The organism is Luteibacter anthropi (genome assembly GCF_011759365.1).
Classification (GTDB): Bacteria; Pseudomonadota; Gammaproteobacteria; order Xanthomonadales; family Rhodanobacteraceae; genus Luteibacter; species Luteibacter anthropi.
On sequence record NZ_JAARLZ010000004.1, the window covers coordinates 384,448 to 399,918 of the forward strand.

Here is a 15,471-nt window from a genome sequence, read left to right on the forward strand (position 1 = left end):
CGCCCACTCCCCTCACCTCCATCAAGTCGCGCCAAGGGCCGCCCCCGCCGCCTCTCCCAACGTGATCGCAGGCTGTTGTAGGAGCGCGCCTGCGCGCGACCGGTTGTCGCGAATATGTTCATCGTTTCGATTCAAACGGTCGCGCGCAAGCACGCTCCTACAACGCTACGTGGCTACCGGAGGGGCGATCAACCTTGCGACGACGCTTCCCCTGTAGGAGCGCGCCTGCGCGCGACCGGTTGTCGCGAATGTCGTCAACGTCTCGCCTTGGCCGGTCGCGCGCAAGGCGCGCTCCTACAGGGTGTGTGTCAGGAGAGGGCTATGGTGGCTTCGATGACGGCGCATACGTGTTCGAATGCTACGTCGTCGAGCCACGGGCTGTTGGTGATGGTGAGCGTGCGCGCCGCGAAGTCTCGGGCATGGGGGACGTGATCGCCACCGGGCATGCTGCCAAGGTAGTCGTAGTCGGGCAGGGCGTGGATGAACATGCGTGCCACGCCGTATCGCGATGCCCATAACCGTGCCAGCACCGCATCGCGTGTGCGTTCGTCGGGCATGCGCAACATCAGGTAAGGCCAGGTACCGCCTTCGTCGGAGAACGCGTGCACACCAGGGATCGATGCCAGTCGCGGCAATCGCGCGCGAGCTTGCGCCCTGGTGATGTCGATGAATTGCGCCAGTCGCGGGAAGGCCCTGGCGCCGACGGCGCGGCGCCAGCGTCCCACGGTGTGCAGGGGAAAATCGGCGCTGAAGTGTTCGCCTGCTGCGCCGATGAGGTCGCCCTTGCGCAGCGAGCGGCGCATGTCGTTGCCATAGGCGAGGGCCATGCCGCGTGGGCGATACAGTGCCGTGTAGCCGAGCAGTTCGAGCGTGCGGCGCAACTCCCAGCCGGGATGCCAGCGGGCGATGCGCTTGCTGGCACGGCGAAAACGCGCGCGCCACGCCTCGTCCTGCGCGACCAGCAGGCCGCCTTCGAAGATGGACAGGCCTTTGCCGGCTGCCAGGCTAAAGAAACCGATATCACCCCGTGTGCCCGCGAAGCCGCCGTCGAGACGTGCACCCAGCGCCTGCGCAGCGTCTTCGATGGTGAGCGCGCCGGCAGGGTGGGCGATGGCATTGGCCGTGGCGACATCAGCCAGGCGACCGCCGAGATGGGTGGGCACCACGGCCAGTGTCTGTTCGCCGCAGGCCTCGGCGAGGCGCTGTGGATCCATGTCGAAGTGACCGGGAAGCAGGTCGACCAGGCGGGGCACGAGACCCGCGCGGCGCACTGCCAGGGGCACCAGTGGACACGTATAGGCGGGGATGGCGACCTCCCGGCGGGAGGGCGCGTGTTCCGACAAGGCGGTCAGCGCTACCGTGAGCGCCGCCGTCCCCGAGCATTCCAGTTGGACTTCTTCAACGCCCAGCCATGTCGCCGCCTGCGCGGTGAGCGGCGCGGCGACGGAGCCGGCGAGGTCGTGCAGGCCTAGCGGCAGGCCGGCAGTGGGCGGCGATTCGCGCTCAGGCCGTAACCGCATCGCTGCTGGTCTCGTCGTCGCTCTCGGCGAAGGCCAGGCAGACGATGCCGGCGATGATCGCCACGGCGCCGATGATCTGCGGCATGCCGATCGGCTCGTGGAAGACCCACCACGACAGCACCATCACGCTGATCACTTCCAGGTGCGACGCCGCGAATGCCGGCCCGATGGGCGCGTGCTTGAGCAGGCTCATCCAGGTGAGGAAAGCGCCGATATAGCCGACCACCGCACCGTAGATCCACGGATGGGAGAACACGCGCATCACCCACTCGGTGCTCATCTCGACGGGCAGCGCGTGGCTGCCGGCCATCTTGAAGCAGACGAGGTTCAGCGTGTCGAACGCCATGAGCATGGCGAAGCCGATGAGATAGAAGCGCTTCATGTACCCACACCCACGATGGCCACGCCCGCGGCCACCAGCAGGATGCCGGTGACCCGCAGCGGGCTCAGTTTTTCGTTGAACAGGAAGCGGCCCGCGACCATGATCGCCACGATGTTGATCGAGCCCAGCAGCACGCCCTCGGAGAGCGGTACCAGCGAGAGGAAGGCGATCCACACGAGGAATTCGGCGACATAACAGCCGATGCCTGTCCAGATCCACGGGCGGGCCAGCATGTACTTCCAGCGGGCGAGGCCGTCGCCCGCGCGCTCATCGCTGGCGGCGGCCTTGAAGGCCAGCTGGCCACCGGTATCGAGTACGACGTTCGCGATCCACAACGCGACAACCAGACCATTCATGCGGTCAGGCTGCCATGCGTGTGGGACGTGCGTCGCGCGCGATCCGGCTGAAGAAGTCGGCGGTGCGCTCGATCAGCAGGCGACGTTCGCGGTCGACCGTGATCATGTGATAGCTGTCGCCGAGCAGAAGAATCTCAATGGGGCCGCTGACCCGGCGCGCGACGAGGTCGGCATTGCTGCGGACGCTCGCGATGTCGTCGTCTACCGCATGGGCGATGAAGCACGGTGCGGTGACCTGCGGCAGGCGACGGCGCGTGTCGCGTGCCAGGGCCATCATCTCGGCCACGGCGAACCAGGGATTGCCCGGCAGGCCGGCGCTCTTGCTGTCGCCCGAGAGCATGGCCGAGCTGATCTGCGCGCGCAGGCGCTCGTCACGGATGCCGTAGGGCGGTTTTTCCTGGAAGCTCACTTTCTTGCCGATGCCCAGCGACTTGAGGATGGGCAGCAGGAAGTTGAAGCGACGCTCGATCCAGGGCATGGACCAGCCGTCGTAGCGGAACGTGGCGCCGAACACGCCCACGCCCGAGACCCACTCCGGCCGCGTGGCGGCAAGGCGCAGCGCCAGTACGGCGCCCATGGACAGGCCGGCCACGAACAGGCGGTCGACCTTGCCGCGCAGCTGCTCGGCGGCCTTCTCCACGCTGTCGTACCAATCCTGCCAGGTGGTGGCCAGAAGATCGTCTTCGGTGCCGCAATGACCCGCCAACTGCACGCCCACGACGGTGAAACCCGCGCGGTTCAGCCCCTTGCCGACGAGTCGCATCTCGGTGGGGGTGCCGGTCAGGCCATGGATGAGGAGGACGCCATCGCGCCCGCCTTCGAACTGGAATTCCGCCGTCTCGCTCACTGGACGCCTCTGCCCTTCAGGGACTTTCAATGATGACATGGTGCCATGCCTCCGGTTTCATGTGGCTTTCCGGGGCTGGGCGGGGCCTGTCAGGTGTTGTGGTGCGGCCCCGGGGCAGGGAAACGGATCTCGACACGCAGGCCACCCACCTCGCCGTGCATGAATTCCACGCGTGCGGAGTGGCGTTCGGCGATGCTCTCGACGATGGCAAGACCAAGGCCCGTGCCGTCTTCATCGCTGCCGGGCACGCGGAAGAAGCGCTCGCCCAACTGGGCCAGGAAGGCCTCGGGTACGCCAGGGCCATCGTCTTCCACCGCCAGCACGATATCGCCGACGGCGTCTTCCACCGACACGGTGACGCTATGGCCGCGACCGGCGTAGTGAAAGGCGTTGTCCACGAGGTTGTCGATGGTTTCCTGGATCTGCAACGCATCGCCACGGATGAAGCAGGGGCGTTCGAGCCCTTCGTAGCCGAGGTCCACGCCCTGCGCGATGGCCTGGTGGACGCGCATCGACACGGCCTCGGGCACGACCTGGCTGAGGTCGATGAGGGCCATGCCATCGTGGTCGGGCAGATCGGGCGACTGCGTGCGGGTGAGCGCCAGCAGCTGTGCCGAGGTGCGCGCCGCACGGGCAGCCAGGCGATGCACGTGGCGCATGGCTTCGATGCGCTGGGCGGGGTCTTCCATGCCCTCGTAGCGTTCGACATGCATCTGGATGCCGGCCAGCGGCGTGCGCAACTGATGCGCGGCATCGGCGATGAATCGCTCCTGCAGGCCGATCATGTTGCGCATGCGGGCGAACAGGTCGTCGATGGTGCGTGTGAGCGGCAGGATTTCGATGGGCACGTCTTCCTCGCCGATGGGCCCCAGGTCGTGGCCGCGCCGTCCGAGTCGCGTGGTCAGCGGTTCCAGCACGCCCAGGCCGTGGCTCACGCCGAACCACACCAGCAGCAGCACGGCGGCGATCAGCAGGGCCTGCATCGGCAGGGTGAGAAACAGGATCTCGCGAGCGCGGATGTGGCGGTCGCGCAGGTTTTCCGCCACGGTGATCGTCAGGATGTCGCCGTCTTCGTGGCGGTTGGGCACGCGCATGATCGCAGCGCGCAAGGGGCGGCGGCCGAGCGTGGTGTCATAGAGGCGCGGCGGCGCGTCCACGTGCACGTTGCGTTCGGGGCCGTCCAGCTCGGCGTTGCCCACAATCCGGCCGTGCCGGTCGCTGACCACCGTGTAGTAATTGCGGCCGTCGGGATCGTATTCGAGCAGGAACCGGGCCTGTTCCGAGAGCTCGCCGCTGAGTGCATCGTTGCCGATCAGCTCCGACAGGGTCAGAGCCTGATCGGACAGGTCGGTGTCGTGGATGTGGTTGGAATACGCCAGCGCGATGAAATAGCCGATCACCGTATCGAGCACGAGCACGACCAGCACGGGCACCAGCAGGAAGGTGAGCAGGCGGCGGCGCAGGCTGGGCCGCGGCGGCCGCTGGGCCGCGTGACGGCGGTCAGGCATCCGCGGTTTCTTCGAGCAGGTAGCCCAGGCCGCGGATGGTGCGCACGCTGGTGCCGGAGCCCTGGAGCTTCTTGCGCAGGCGGTGCAGGGCGATGTCCAGGCCGTTGTCCGTGAGGTCTTCGTCCCAGTTGCACAGCGCCTCGACGAGCTGGGCGCGGCTGGTCACCTTGTCGACCCGGGTGGCCAGGGCTTCGATAAGGCCGAACTCGCGTGCCGTGAGGTCGAGCGGCAGGTCGCCGATCCAGGCGCGATGACCGGGTATATCCAGGCGCAGGCGGGCAATGCGGAACTCCGGCGTGCCATTGCTGGTGCGGCGGCGGAGCAGGGCGCGCACGCGCGCGTCGAACTCCACCAGCGCGAACGGCTTCAGCAGGTAATCGTCGGCACCCAGGTCGAGCACGCGCACGCGCTCCTTCAGGCCCTCGCGGGCCGTCACCACCAGCACGGGCAGGCTGTTACCGCGTTTTCGCGCGCGCGCAAGGACGTCGCTGCCGTCGAGCTTGGGCAGGCCCAGGTCGAGTACGAGCAGGTCGTATTCGTGGTCACGCAGCGCGTTGTCGGCGGTCACCCCGTCGGTCACGTGGTCCACGGCGTGACCACTTTGTTCGAGCGAGGAGCGGACGGCGGCGGCGATCGATGTGTCGTCTTCGGCGAGAAGGATGCGCATGGTGCCAAGCATACGCCGGGGCAGGGCAGGGACGCATGCGCTGGCGGCACGCTTACGGCAGGTTCGCAGGAAAGCGTTAAGTCATTAATTGCGAACGATTCGCGTTTATTTTAACATTCGCATGTTTTTGCCAATCGCCCCCGGGGACCTTCCAGCTATGCGCGACACCGTGGACCGGCAACGCCGCGCTTTCTGGATCAAACACTTGCATCGCTGGCACTGGATCAGTTCGGCCGTGTCGCTGGTGGTCTTGCTGCTGTTTTCCGTAACCGGCTTCACGCTGAATCATGCGGCCCGCATCGAGGCCGCGCCCCGGGTGGAACAGAAGGATGCCCTGCTCCCGGAGGGCCTGCGCGGCCAGCTCGTGGCACCCCAGGACACGAAGTCTGCGCCGTTGGCACCTGCGATCGCGAACTTCGTCGCGGAGCGCACCGGCGCCGATATCGCAAACAAGCCGGGCGACTGGAGCAACGACGAGGTGTACGTCTCGCTGCCGCGCCCCGGCGGCGATGGCTGGGTAAGCGTCGACCGTGAAACCGGTGATGTTCACTACGAGGTCACCGACCGCGGCTGGCTCGCCTATCTCAACGATCTGCACAAGGGCCGCAATACGGGCCCGGTGTGGAGCTGGTTCATCGACGTGTTCGCGCTGGCCTGCGTGGTCTTCGCGCTCACCGGCCTGCTGCTGCTCAAGATGCATGCCGGCCAGCGCGGCATGACCTGGCCGATGGTGGCCCTCGGGTTCGTGCTGCCGCTGCTTGTCGCCCTTCTTTTCATCCACTGATGGGACATCCCATGCGTCGTTTGCTGTTCCTGGCCTTCGGGCTTGCCGCTGCACCGGCCTTTGCCGCCGACATGAATCTCACGGTGGAGATCCCCACGCTGAAGGTTGCGGAATATCACCGTCCATACGTGGCCGTGTGGATCGAGCGCGAAGACCACAGCGTCGCCGCCAACCTGGCCGTCTGGTACGACGTGAAAAAGGCCGACGGCGAAGGCACCAAGTGGCTGAAGGACATGCGCCAGTGGTGGCGCCGCAGTGGTCGCGAACAGGCGATGCCGATCGACGGCGTCTCCGGCGCGACGCGCCCCGCCGGCCAGCACCAGCTGCGCTTCACCGACGGCAAGCCGCCGCTGGGCACGCTGGCACCGGGACATTACGAACTGGTGGTGGAAGCGGCGCGCGAAGTCGGCGGCCGTGAAGCCCAGCGCATCGCGTTCGACTGGCCGGCCAGGGCGCCGGTGCACCTTTCGGCCAAGGGTTCCGAAGAACTCGGCCAGATCAGCCTCGATATCAATCCATAAAGGGAGACTCCGATGAAGCACGTCCTCGTTCGTGCCGCGCTGTGTGCGGCCCTCGTCCTGCCCTTCGCTGCGCAGGCGCACAAGATGTGGATGGTCCCTTCCGCCACGGTCGTTTCCAGCGACGATGCGTGGGTGACTGTCGATGCCGCGATTTCCAACGATCTCTACTACCCGGATCACTTCCCCGCGCAGCTCGACCAGCTGGTCATCACCGCACCGGACGGCTCGCAGGTGAAGCCGGAGAATCCCTGGACCGGCAAATACCGCAGCGCCTTCGACCTGCCCGTGCCGCAGAAGGGCACGTATCGCCTTGCGATGGTCAACCAGGGCCTGTTCGCCAGCTACGAAGCGGACGGCCAGAAAAAGCGCTGGCGCGGCAAGGCCGACGAACTCAGGACAGGTATCCCGGCCAACGCGAAGAACGTGCAGGTGAGCGAGATGGCTTCGCGCGTCGAAACCTTCGTCACCCAGGGCAAGCCTGGCGGCGTGGCACTGAAGCCCACCGGCAAGGGGCTGGAACTCGTGCCGGTGACGCAGCCGAATGATCTGGTGGCGGGAGAAAAGGCCAGCTTCCAGCTGCTGCTCGATGGCAAGCCCGCCGCGAACCTGAAGGTGGTTGCCGTGGCCGGTGCCACGCGTTATCGCGATGCGCAGGACGAGATGGACACCACGACCGATGCCGACGGCAAGTTCGGCTTCGCCTTCCCGAAGGCCGGCATGTACTGGGTGAACGCATCCACCGAAGACAACAAGACCACGGTCAAGGAAGCGAAGACCCGCCGCGCGGCCTACACCGCCACGCTGGAAGTGCTGCCGCAATGACAAGCGACACTACCCCCTGTAGGAGCGCGCCTTGCGCGCGACCGGTTATCACGAGAATCCTCGGCGTTCTCGCCATGCCGGTCGCGCGCAAGGCGCGCTCCTACAGGGGGGCTGTGTTCCTTCTGCTCTTTCTCCCCGTCATCACCCTTGCCACCGAAGTGCGCCGCTTCGAAGGCGAAACCATGGGCAGCACCTGGTCCGTCAACGCGGTGCTTCCCGACGGCGCGAACGACACCGCCATCCGCAACGGCATCCAGGCCGAAGTGGATCGCGTCGTCGCGCAGATGAGCACCTACGAAGCCGAGTCCGACCTCAGCAGCTTCAACCGCGCTCCCGCAGGTACCTGGCAAACGCTGCCACCCGAGTTCTATACGGTACTCAGCTACGCGCTGTCGCTCGCAAAAGACTCCGGCGGTGCCTACGACCCGACCGTTGGCCCCCTGGTAAACCTCTGGGGGTTCGGCCCCGACAAACACCCACACGAAGCCCCGGACCCCAGCACCGTCGAAGCCGCACGCGCACGCGTCGGCTGGTCACGCATCCGCCTGGATGACGCCACCCACCGCGCCTTCCAGCCGGGCGGTATCTACGTGGATCTTTCCTCCGTGGCCAAAGGCTTCGGCGTAGACCAGGTCGCACGCTTCCTGGATCGCTCGGGCATCCGGGCCTATCTGGTGGAAGTGGGGGGCGAGTTGCGCGGCAAGGGCCGCAAACCCGACGGCAGCCCATGGCACGTCGGCATCGAACGCCCGGGCGCGGCGGCAGGTGCCGTTGACGACCCGGATGAGCTACAGCGCGTCATCGCGCTGACCGACAAAGCCATCGCCACATCCGGCGATTACCGCCATTTTTTCGAAAGCGGCGGCCGTTTTTACTCGCACCATATCGATCCACGCACCGGCTATCCGGTAGCCCATCGTGTCGCCTCCGTCAGCATCCTTGCCGACGACTGCATGCATGCCGATTCGATGGGCACCACGATGACCGTGCTGGGGCCCGAGCAAGGCATGGCCTACGCAAAGGCCCATCATGTAGCCGTGATGTTCATCCTCTACGGCAAGGACGGATGTTTCGAAGAACGCATGTCACCGGCCTTCGCCGCTGCGTTGAAACAGGCCAGCCCATGAAGTCGGTTACAGGGCAGGCGCTTATCGGCCTTGCGCTCATGGCAGTGGTGCTGGGTTTCAGCACTCTCCACGACTTTCACGATGCGCGCCTTGCCACGCCGGAACGCATCGCCCTCGCCGCCGTCGCGGCGCTGGCATGGGTCGCATACACCTGGAAAACCGCACGCCGCGGACTTGTCCGCCCGCCCTCGTTACCGGCATCCGGTGCGATCATGGTCATCCATGCATCGCAGACGGGTTTCGCGACAGAACTCGCAGAGCGCACGGCAAACAGCCTGCGCTCCGCAGGCAGGCAGGTCGACCTGTTATCACTCTCGCAGGTCGACGAAAAGCGCCTGCTCGCCGTCCAGCAGGCACTTTTCATCGTCAGCACCACGGGCGAAGGCGACGCTCCCGACCTTGCCACGGGTTTTCGCCGTAACGTCATGTCCACCCATCCGGCGCTTCAGGGATTGCGCTACGCCGTGCTGGCACTCGGCGACCGCGACTACGAAGATTTCTGCGCCTTCGGCCACGAACTCGACCGCTGGCTGCGCGAAAGCGGCGCCAGCACCTGGTTCGATCTCGTCGAAGTAAACAACGGCGACGACGGCGCGTTACGCCACTGGCAGCACCAGCTGACGCATGTGGCAGGGGCCAGCGACAGCGCCGACTGGAAGCGCCCGGACTACGCCCTCTGGACACTGCGCGAGCGTCGCCTGCTCAACCCCGGCAGCGCCGGGCAGCCCTGCTTCCACCTCGCACTGGTTCCCGATGATCCCACCCGACTTGCCTGGGCTGCGGGAGACATCGCAGAAATCGGCCCCCGCAAAACCAGGGACGACGAGCAAACACTGCCTCACCGCGAATACTCCATCGCCTCCATCCCCGCCGACGGCGAACTCCACCTCGTCGTACGTCAGATGCGCGACGAAGACGGGCGACTTGGCCAGGGCTCTGGCTGGCTCACCGCCATAGCCGCCGAAGGCGACACGATCGACCTGCGCATCCGCAGTAACCCCGGTTTCCATGCCCCCGACGACGCATGCCCCCTGCTGCTCATCGGCAACGGCACCGGCATCGCCGGCCTGCGCGCATTGATGAAAACGCGCATCACGCGAGGCCATCACCGCAACTGGCTGCTCTATGGGGAGCGTCAAGCGGCGATCGATCGCCTGCATGTCGACGAACTGGAGCGCTGGAAGGCGACAGGCTGCATCGAACGCCTGGACCTCATCTGGTCACGCGACGCCGAAGGTCCCCGCTACGTACAAGATCATCTGCGCCAGTGCGCAGGCCACCTGCGCCATTGGATCAACCAAGGCGCATCCATCTACGTCTGCGGCAGCCTCGCCGGCATGGCGCCCGGTGTAGACAGCGCACTACGCGACATCCTGGGCCATTCCGCCGTAGAACACCTGCTAACCACCACCCGCTACCGCCGCGACGTCTACTGACCCCCACTGTAGGAGCGTGCTTGCGCGCGACCGGTGGTATCGAAACGATGAAGGTATTCGCGACAACCAGTCGCGCGCAGGCGCGCTCCTACAGGGGAAGCGTCATCGCAAGGTTGATCACCCCTCCGGTAGCCACATAGCGTTGTAGGAGCGTGCTTGCGCGCGACCGGATGAATCGAACCGATGATGATGTTCGCGACAACCGGTCGCGCGCAGGCGCGCTCCTACAAGATCACCGTGAGATCGGCAGAGGCGGCGGGGGCGACCCTTGGCGCGACTTGATGGAGGTGAGGGGAGCGGGCGGATAAGGCCGCGTAGCGGGGCCGGCCAGGAAGGCCGGCCTTTTTCGCCGAGGCAGGAGCCGAGTCGAAAAACCCCGCACGCTCCCCGTGCCCGAAGGGGCGCAAGCCATAAGACACTGAGCCGCGCAGTGGCTCCTCCTTTCCCGAGGGACACCGCAGGCCGGAGCGCCAAGGGTCGCCCCCGTCGCCTCTGCAACGCCACGTACCAGCGCCGAGTGCGAGGCCGTTAGGCGAGCCCTTCCTACGGCGCGACGCACCACACGGGCTGCTTTACTACGGAGCGCAACATCGCCGATGCGATCGGCTCCCACGCCCTCGGTAGGCGAGCCCCTTTTCAACTGGCGACGCTACGTATCAAACGGTCGCGCGCAGGCGCGCTCCTACAGGACGTGGAGGTGGATTTTGCCGTTGTGCGTGCCGGCGTAGCGCAGGGTGGTGAGGTCGGTCACCCATTCCACGTTGTCCGGCACCTCCTCCGGGTGGTCGCCTGCGATGGCGATGACGCGGCCACCGGCTGCCAGGCCGGAGTCGATGCCGGCGCGGGCGTCCTCGAAGACGAGGAAGTCCTTCGTGTCGTTCATGCGGCTGGCACCCAGCAGGTAGGGCTCAGGATGCGGCTTGCCGTTGGCGACCATTTCGCCAGCGACCATGCGTGGGGGGGCCTTGATACCGGCGGCGCCGAGGCGTGCGAGGGCCAGTGGCGTGTCGGCGGAGGTGACGATGGTCCATGCATCCGGCGGCAGGGATGCCAGCAGTTCGACGGCGCCGGGGATGGGGACGATGCCGTCTACATCTTCAAGCTCTTCCTTGTAGAGCTTCTCGAATTCGGCCTCGACATCGTAACCGGCCGGGGTGAATTCCTTCACCGAGTCGTACATGCGCACGCCGTGCAGGCGGGGCAGGACGTAATCCCAGTCGAGGCCGTGCGCGTCGCACCAGCGCTTCCAGATTTTCTCGACCACCACGCGGGAATCCACCAGCGTGCCATCCATGTCGAAGAGCAGCGCGGTCGTCTCGATGACCGTGCCCGATTCAAGTCGCATATTGCCTCCGGGGAAGGGGACGTTTCGCGGTATCCCGCGAAAACGCCCACGATACCGGAGTGCAGGTGAATCGTCAGTGGGCTTCCACCGCCACGTGGTTGCGCACCGCGTCGGCGAGGATCTGGTTCACCTCGCGGGTGGCCGATTCGGCCGCCTGTTGCTGGCGCTGGTTCTGCTCGGCCAGCTTGCGGGCTTCCACGGCGCGCTCACGGGCCAGGTTGCCCATCTTGAGGCCGATGAGAGCCTGCTCCTGGGCGATGGTGGCGTGGCCCTGTGCGAAGCCGGCAGCGCTTTCCGGGCTGGCAGGGTTGCTGTTGCGTTCGGCCAGTTCGGACTGTCGTTCCGACAGCTTGGACATCTGCTCGTTCAGGGCTTCCTGTTCGCGGTCCAGTCGCTGCTGGCGGTCGGCTGTCTGCTGGGGCAGGTCGGTGGCCTTCGATGCCCGTGCGTAGGCATCGTGGATACGCTTCAGGTAAGCCGGGTCGCGCAACACCCATGCCTTGTTGCCGTCGCGATACCACGCGAAGTATCCGTTGTCCTTGCGCAGGGCATCGGCACGCTCGAAGTCGTGGGAGCTGCCGCTCATCACACTGATGTCGTTGTCGCGATAGATGAAGGCATTTTTCGGATCATCCGTGACGGTCACTATGTTGACGTTGCTCGACGAGGTCGTCATGACGTGAGGCATCCTCGGTGCAGCAGGTGCCCGCGGTACCGCGGGTGCTGGCCTCGGGGCAGGGGTTGCCAGGGCCGCAGGTGCAGGGGGCGGCGGCGGTGCAGGCGCCATGGGCGGAGCAGGGGGCGCCGGAGGCACCGTCACGAACGTTGGCGTGTTGTCCGTGGCAGACACGATGCGCCAGGGAAGGGCGGCCGCCATCGTGACGACGCACACCATGGCAAGGGTCAGCGCGCGGGGCGGCGCTTCGTGGATACGACCGAGCATGACGAGCCTCCTCTTGAGGTTCAGGAAGGTGGGGGACGCCCCGGGCAGGGCATGATGCGGGTGAGGTGACACACCCAGGCGAAGCAGCAGGCGGCCGTAGTTCTGAGCGGGACGCTGGCCACGCGACACGACCATTGCATCGCATGCGGCTTCGCGGCACAGCGCGTATTCACGCACGGCCAGGTGAGCGGCGGGATGGAAGAAGAAGATGGCACGTGCGAGCGCGGGTACCCAGCCCAGATACAGGTCGCCCCGGCGCACATGCGCCAGTTCGTGCATGAGGGCCATGTCCAGCTCGTCCGGTGCGAGCGTGTCGTCGGCCGGCAGCAGGATCGTGTGGCGGAGCAGGCCCACCACCTGGGGCGAGACGACTTCGTCGGAGACGATGAGCCGGGGGGATCGACGCAGGCCCAGTTCCCGTGCGCGTCGCGCGCAGAGAGCTTCCACGCGCACATCGTCGTGGGGCGTGGCGCGGCGAAGCAGGCCGGGCAGATGGCGGCTGCGCCAGAGCGCAAAAACGAGTTGTCCGACAATAGCCACGACCCAGCCCATGAGCAGTGCGGTCTGCCAGGACAGCGTCGACGGCTCGCTCGTGACGGCGAGGCTGCCGATGTCCGGCATGGCGCTCATGTCGACGGGCGTGGTGACGGTGCGGGCGACCTGCTGCGCAGGAAGCAGGCGCAGGGTGAACAGGTCGGGGCAGGCGATGCCAGCCACCATCTGCGCCGACACCAGCCACCACAGCCATGCGCGCAGCGAGGCGGACAGGGAAGGAATGGCCCGGCACAGGGCGAACACGAGTGCAGCAAGCAGGAACGACTGGAGCGATGCGTGGAGCGTGCGGTGCAGGAGGGTGTCGACGAAGGCGTCCATGTCAGCGCTCCTTCCGGCGTGACTGCAGGGTGCCTACGAGGGCTTCCAGTTCCGCCAGTTCGGTGTCGCTGACCTGGCCACGCTCGGCCATCCAGGCGACGAAGGGGGAGACGGATCCTTGCAGGGTCTTTTCGACGAAACGGGCGACGGCGCCAGTCATCACTTCGCCGGTTTCATTGGTGGCGCTGTAGCGGAACGCGCCGTCGTGCTTGCGGCGCGTGAGGTAACCCTTGGCGCGCAGGCGTTCCATCATCGTCAGCACGGTGGAGCGTGCCAGCCCGCGCGGCTCGCCGTAGCCGGCGCAGACGTCGGCCACCGAGCTTCGCGGGGTTTCTTCGATGTACTGCAGGAGGGCGAGTTCCTGGTCGCCGATACTCTTGCGGTTCATGGCCTATCCTCTGACTACAGATGTAGGCAGAGTGCGCCTGACGACAACTGTAGTCAAGCATGACCTTCGACACACCCGCTGTTGTAGGAGCGCGCCTCGCGCGCGACAGCCAGGGTACGGTGACGTCAGGATTTCCGCCTTGACCGGTCGCGCGCGAGGCGCGCTCCTACATGGCATGAAAAAAGCCCCCGCCAGGGGCGGGGGCTTTCAGGTGCGCCTCGATCACGCGGCGGACGAACCACCGCGGAAAGATCAGGCAGCAGCGTCCTTCAGCTTCTTGAGCGGACGGACCTTGACCTTCACCGAAGCGGGCTTGGCAGCGAAAACCTGCTCTTCACCGGTGAACGGATTCTTGCCCTTGCGCTTCGGCTTGGCCGGAACGTTGACGGCAGTGATCTTCAGCAGGCCCGGCAGCGTGAAGGCGCCAGCGCCCTTCTTGTGGATCGACGCATGGATGGCGCTCTCGAGGGAGGCCAGCACGGCGGCGACGTCCTTCTTCACCACGCCGGTGGCTTCGACGAGATGCGCGACGAGCGACGACTTGGTGAAGGTTTCCTTGATCGGCTTGACGGCGACCGAGGCCTTGGCAGCCTTTACGGTCTTGGCAGCCTTGGCGGGGGCCTTCTTGGCGGTTTTCTTTGCCGGCTTCTTGGTAGTGGCCATGGTTATCCTTGTCACGTGATTCGAATGAGGCGGCCGTTCCGGCCGGTGCCCAGCGGGCGACTCACTCTAGCGTTGGTTTCGTCCGCTGAAAATAGGGTCCACGAAGTTTTTTTCCGATTTCGGTCCTTTTTTTTCGGCCTTTGTGTGACGCGTTGCGGAAAAGTCAGCTTCAGGCGCCCTCGCGGGCATGTCATGCTCCTTTCTGGCGAGAACTCTGGCACGATGCATCCACGGGCGCGACGCGCCCGCAACGCCCGCCTTACACCCGACGTGTTTCGCTATGGCCATGATGCTCCCACTCGCCGACAGTCATGGTCGTACCAAGCGAAAGCTGCGGATATCGCTTACCGACCGCTGCAACTTCCGCTGCACCTATTGCATGCCCGAGCATCCGGCCTGGCTGCCGCGCGCGAGCCTGCTGGAGCGACACGAGGTGCTCAGGCTCGCCCGCCTGTTCGTCGGGCAAGGCATTACGCATATCCGGCTGACCGGTGGCGAACCCCTGCTGCGGCGCGATCTCCTGGCTTGCGTGGAAGACCTTTCCGCACTGAAGGCGCAAGGACTGCAGCGGCTTTCCATGACGACCAATGCGTCGCTCATCGCGCCGCAGGCGGCAGCGCTGGTGGCGGCCGGCATCGACGACTTCAACGTGAGCCTGGATGCCCTGGATGCGGATACCTTCGGGCGCATGACACGCCGCGAGGTGGCGCCGGTCCTGGCCGGCATCGACGCACTGATGGCCGCGGGGGCACGGATAAAGCTCAATGCGGTCGTGGTCCGTGGCGACAACGAGTCCCAGCTGCGTCCCTTGCTGTCCTGGGCCATGGCGCGGGGATTACCGCTGCGATTCATCGAATACATGCCGCTGGATGCGCCCGGCCACTGGCAAAAGGATGCCGTGGTGACGGAAGCGGAAATCATCGCTGACCTGCGTGAGGAACATCGTGTGGAGCGACAGGTGCGCAGCAGTGATCCGGCCACGCCATACCTTGTCGATGGCCATTACCCGCTCGGCATCATCTCCACGGTGTCGCAGCCGTTCTGCGCCAGCTGCGACCGGTTGCGCATCACCGCCACGGGCGAACTGTTCACCTGCCTGTTTTCAGCTACGGGAACGCCCCTGGGCGTGCGTATGCGCGAAGGCGCCGATGACACGGCACTGGAGGCACTGGTACGCACGGCGGTGTGGCGCAAGGATGCCGGTTACGCGTCCCGTCCCGGTCCGGTGGACAGGGCGACCACCATGCATGCAATGGGTGGCTGAAGGCCGCCTACGGATATCTTTCGAT

The 15,471-nt window shown here is 66.0% G+C and carries 16 protein-coding genes; 6 read left to right on the forward strand and 10 right to left on the reverse strand.

Translation table 11 applies throughout. The annotated features are described in order from the left end of the window. Window positions 1-308: 308 nt before the first annotated feature. The 6 genes from HBF25_RS09690 to HBF25_RS09715 form a co-directional block, all read right to left on the reverse strand. A complete protein-coding gene (locus tag HBF25_RS09690) occupies window positions 309-1,520 on the reverse strand; it encodes a DegT/DnrJ/EryC1/StrS family aminotransferase (protein WP_166947792.1) in 1,212 nt (403 codons plus the stop codon). Next, window positions 1,504-1,902 (reverse strand): DMT family transporter, encoded by a 399-nt coding sequence (locus HBF25_RS09695; RefSeq protein ID WP_166947794.1) that lies wholly within the window; start codon window positions 1,900-1,902, stop codon window positions 1,504-1,506. Before HBF25_RS09695 ends, HBF25_RS09690 begins: the two co-directional genes overlap by 17 nt. Continuing rightward, entirely contained in the window at window positions 1,899-2,258 is a 360-nt protein-coding gene (locus HBF25_RS09700) for an EamA family transporter (protein ID WP_166947796.1), read from the reverse strand. The genes HBF25_RS09695 and HBF25_RS09700 overlap by 4 nt, the downstream gene beginning before the upstream one ends. A gap of 4 nt (window positions 2,259-2,262) precedes the next feature. Further along, on the reverse strand, window positions 2,263-3,105 hold the full coding sequence (locus HBF25_RS09705; protein ID WP_166947984.1) for an alpha/beta hydrolase: 843 nt from the start codon (window positions 3,103-3,105) through the stop codon (window positions 2,263-2,265). Between the two features lie 89 nt (window positions 3,106-3,194). Beyond that, window positions 3,195-4,613 (reverse strand): sensor histidine kinase, encoded by a 1,419-nt coding sequence (locus HBF25_RS09710; RefSeq protein WP_166947798.1) that lies wholly within the window; start codon window positions 4,611-4,613, stop codon window positions 3,195-3,197. Then, a complete protein-coding gene (locus HBF25_RS09715) occupies window positions 4,606-5,280 on the reverse strand; it encodes a response regulator (RefSeq protein ID WP_166947800.1) in 675 nt (224 codons plus the stop codon). The genes HBF25_RS09710 and HBF25_RS09715 overlap by 8 nt, the downstream gene beginning before the upstream one ends. A gap of 157 nt (window positions 5,281-5,437) precedes the next feature. Here HBF25_RS09715 and HBF25_RS09720 point away from each other — a divergent pair, with 157 nt between their 5' ends. From HBF25_RS09720 to HBF25_RS09740, 5 genes are all read left to right on the forward strand, one after another. Continuing rightward, window positions 5,438-6,064, forward strand: coding sequence for a PepSY-associated TM helix domain-containing protein (locus HBF25_RS09720; RefSeq protein WP_166947802.1), 627 nt, complete (start codon window positions 5,438-5,440; stop codon window positions 6,062-6,064). Window positions 6,065-6,075: 11 nt separating this feature from the next. After that, entirely contained in the window at window positions 6,076-6,585 is a 510-nt protein-coding gene (locus HBF25_RS09725; RefSeq protein WP_166947804.1) for a DUF2271 domain-containing protein, read from the forward strand. 12 nt (window positions 6,586-6,597) lie between these two features. Further along, on the forward strand, window positions 6,598-7,407 hold the full coding sequence (locus HBF25_RS09730) for a DUF4198 domain-containing protein (RefSeq protein ID WP_166947806.1): 810 nt from the start codon (window positions 6,598-6,600) through the stop codon (window positions 7,405-7,407). A gap of 182 nt (window positions 7,408-7,589) precedes the next feature. After that, a complete protein-coding gene (locus HBF25_RS09735) occupies window positions 7,590-8,534 on the forward strand; it encodes an FAD:protein FMN transferase (RefSeq protein WP_243853168.1) in 945 nt (314 codons plus the stop codon). Further along, the gene (locus HBF25_RS09740; RefSeq protein WP_166947810.1) at window positions 8,531-9,970 is read left to right on the forward strand and encodes a sulfite reductase subunit alpha; all 1,440 of its coding nucleotides are present in this window, start codon (window positions 8,531-8,533) and stop codon (window positions 9,968-9,970) included. Before HBF25_RS09735 ends, HBF25_RS09740 begins: the two co-directional genes overlap by 4 nt. A gap of 682 nt (window positions 9,971-10,652) precedes the next feature. Here HBF25_RS09740 and HBF25_RS09745 read toward each other — a convergent pair. From HBF25_RS09745 to HBF25_RS09760, 4 genes are all read right to left on the reverse strand, one after another. Further along, window positions 10,653-11,315: an HAD-IA family hydrolase gene (locus HBF25_RS09745; RefSeq protein ID WP_166947812.1), complete on the reverse strand. Its 663-nt coding sequence runs from the start codon at window positions 11,313-11,315 to the stop codon at window positions 10,653-10,655. Between the two features lie 73 nt (window positions 11,316-11,388). Beyond that, complete coding sequence (locus HBF25_RS09750; protein WP_166947814.1) at window positions 11,389-13,131, reverse strand: M56 family metallopeptidase; 1,743 nt, start codon at window positions 13,129-13,131, stop codon at window positions 11,389-11,391. 1 nt (window position 13,132) lies between these two features. After that, complete coding sequence (locus HBF25_RS09755; RefSeq protein ID WP_166947816.1) at window positions 13,133-13,519, reverse strand: BlaI/MecI/CopY family transcriptional regulator; 387 nt, start codon at window positions 13,517-13,519, stop codon at window positions 13,133-13,135. Between the two features lie 252 nt (window positions 13,520-13,771). Further along, on the reverse strand, window positions 13,772-14,182 hold the full coding sequence (locus tag HBF25_RS09760) for an HU family DNA-binding protein (protein WP_166947818.1): 411 nt from the start codon (window positions 14,180-14,182) through the stop codon (window positions 13,772-13,774). A 286-nt stretch (window positions 14,183-14,468) separates the two neighbouring features. On the opposite strand from HBF25_RS09760, the gene moaA reads away from it, so the two are divergent. After that, window positions 14,469-15,446, forward strand: coding sequence for a GTP 3',8-cyclase MoaA (gene moaA, locus HBF25_RS09765; protein WP_208392505.1), 978 nt, complete (start codon window positions 14,469-14,471; stop codon window positions 15,444-15,446). The last annotated feature ends 25 nt before the right edge of the window (window positions 15,447-15,471 follow it).

Bases quoted from the DNA above. Each gene is read 5' to 3' on its own strand.
- HBF25_RS09690 (WP_166947792.1), bottom strand. From the start codon at position 1,520: ATGCGGTTACGGCCTGAGCGCGAATCGCCGCCCACTGCCGGCCTGCCG.
- HBF25_RS09695 (WP_166947794.1), bottom strand. From the start codon at position 1,902: ATGAAGCGCTTCTATCTCATCGGCTTCGCCATGCTCATGGCGTTCGAC.
- HBF25_RS09700 (WP_166947796.1), bottom strand. From the start codon at position 2,258: ATGAATGGTCTGGTTGTCGCGTTGTGGATCGCGAACGTCGTACTCGAT.
- HBF25_RS09710 (WP_166947798.1), bottom strand. From the start codon at position 4,613: ATGCCTGACCGCCGTCACGCGGCCCAGCGGCCGCCGCGGCCCAGCCTG.
- HBF25_RS09715 (WP_166947800.1), bottom strand. From the start codon at position 5,280: ATGCGCATCCTTCTCGCCGAAGACGACACATCGATCGCCGCCGCCGTC.
- HBF25_RS09720 (WP_166947802.1), top strand. From the start codon at position 5,438: ATGCGCGACACCGTGGACCGGCAACGCCGCGCTTTCTGGATCAAACAC.
- HBF25_RS09725 (WP_166947804.1), top strand. From the start codon at position 6,076: ATGCGTCGTTTGCTGTTCCTGGCCTTCGGGCTTGCCGCTGCACCGGCC.
- HBF25_RS09730 (WP_166947806.1), top strand. From the start codon at position 6,598: ATGAAGCACGTCCTCGTTCGTGCCGCGCTGTGTGCGGCCCTCGTCCTG.
- HBF25_RS09735 (WP_243853168.1), top strand. From the start codon at position 7,590: ATGGGCAGCACCTGGTCCGTCAACGCGGTGCTTCCCGACGGCGCGAAC.
- HBF25_RS09740 (WP_166947810.1), top strand. From the start codon at position 8,531: ATGAAGTCGGTTACAGGGCAGGCGCTTATCGGCCTTGCGCTCATGGCA.
- HBF25_RS09745 (WP_166947812.1), bottom strand. From the start codon at position 11,315: ATGCGACTTGAATCGGGCACGGTCATCGAGACGACCGCGCTGCTCTTC.
- HBF25_RS09750 (WP_166947814.1), bottom strand. From the start codon at position 13,131: ATGGACGCCTTCGTCGACACCCTCCTGCACCGCACGCTCCACGCATCG.
- HBF25_RS09755 (WP_166947816.1), bottom strand. From the start codon at position 13,519: ATGAACCGCAAGAGTATCGGCGACCAGGAACTCGCCCTCCTGCAGTAC.
- HBF25_RS09760 (WP_166947818.1), bottom strand. From the start codon at position 14,182: ATGGCCACTACCAAGAAGCCGGCAAAGAAAACCGCCAAGAAGGCCCCC.
- moaA (WP_208392505.1), top strand. From the start codon at position 14,469: ATGATGCTCCCACTCGCCGACAGTCATGGTCGTACCAAGCGAAAGCTG.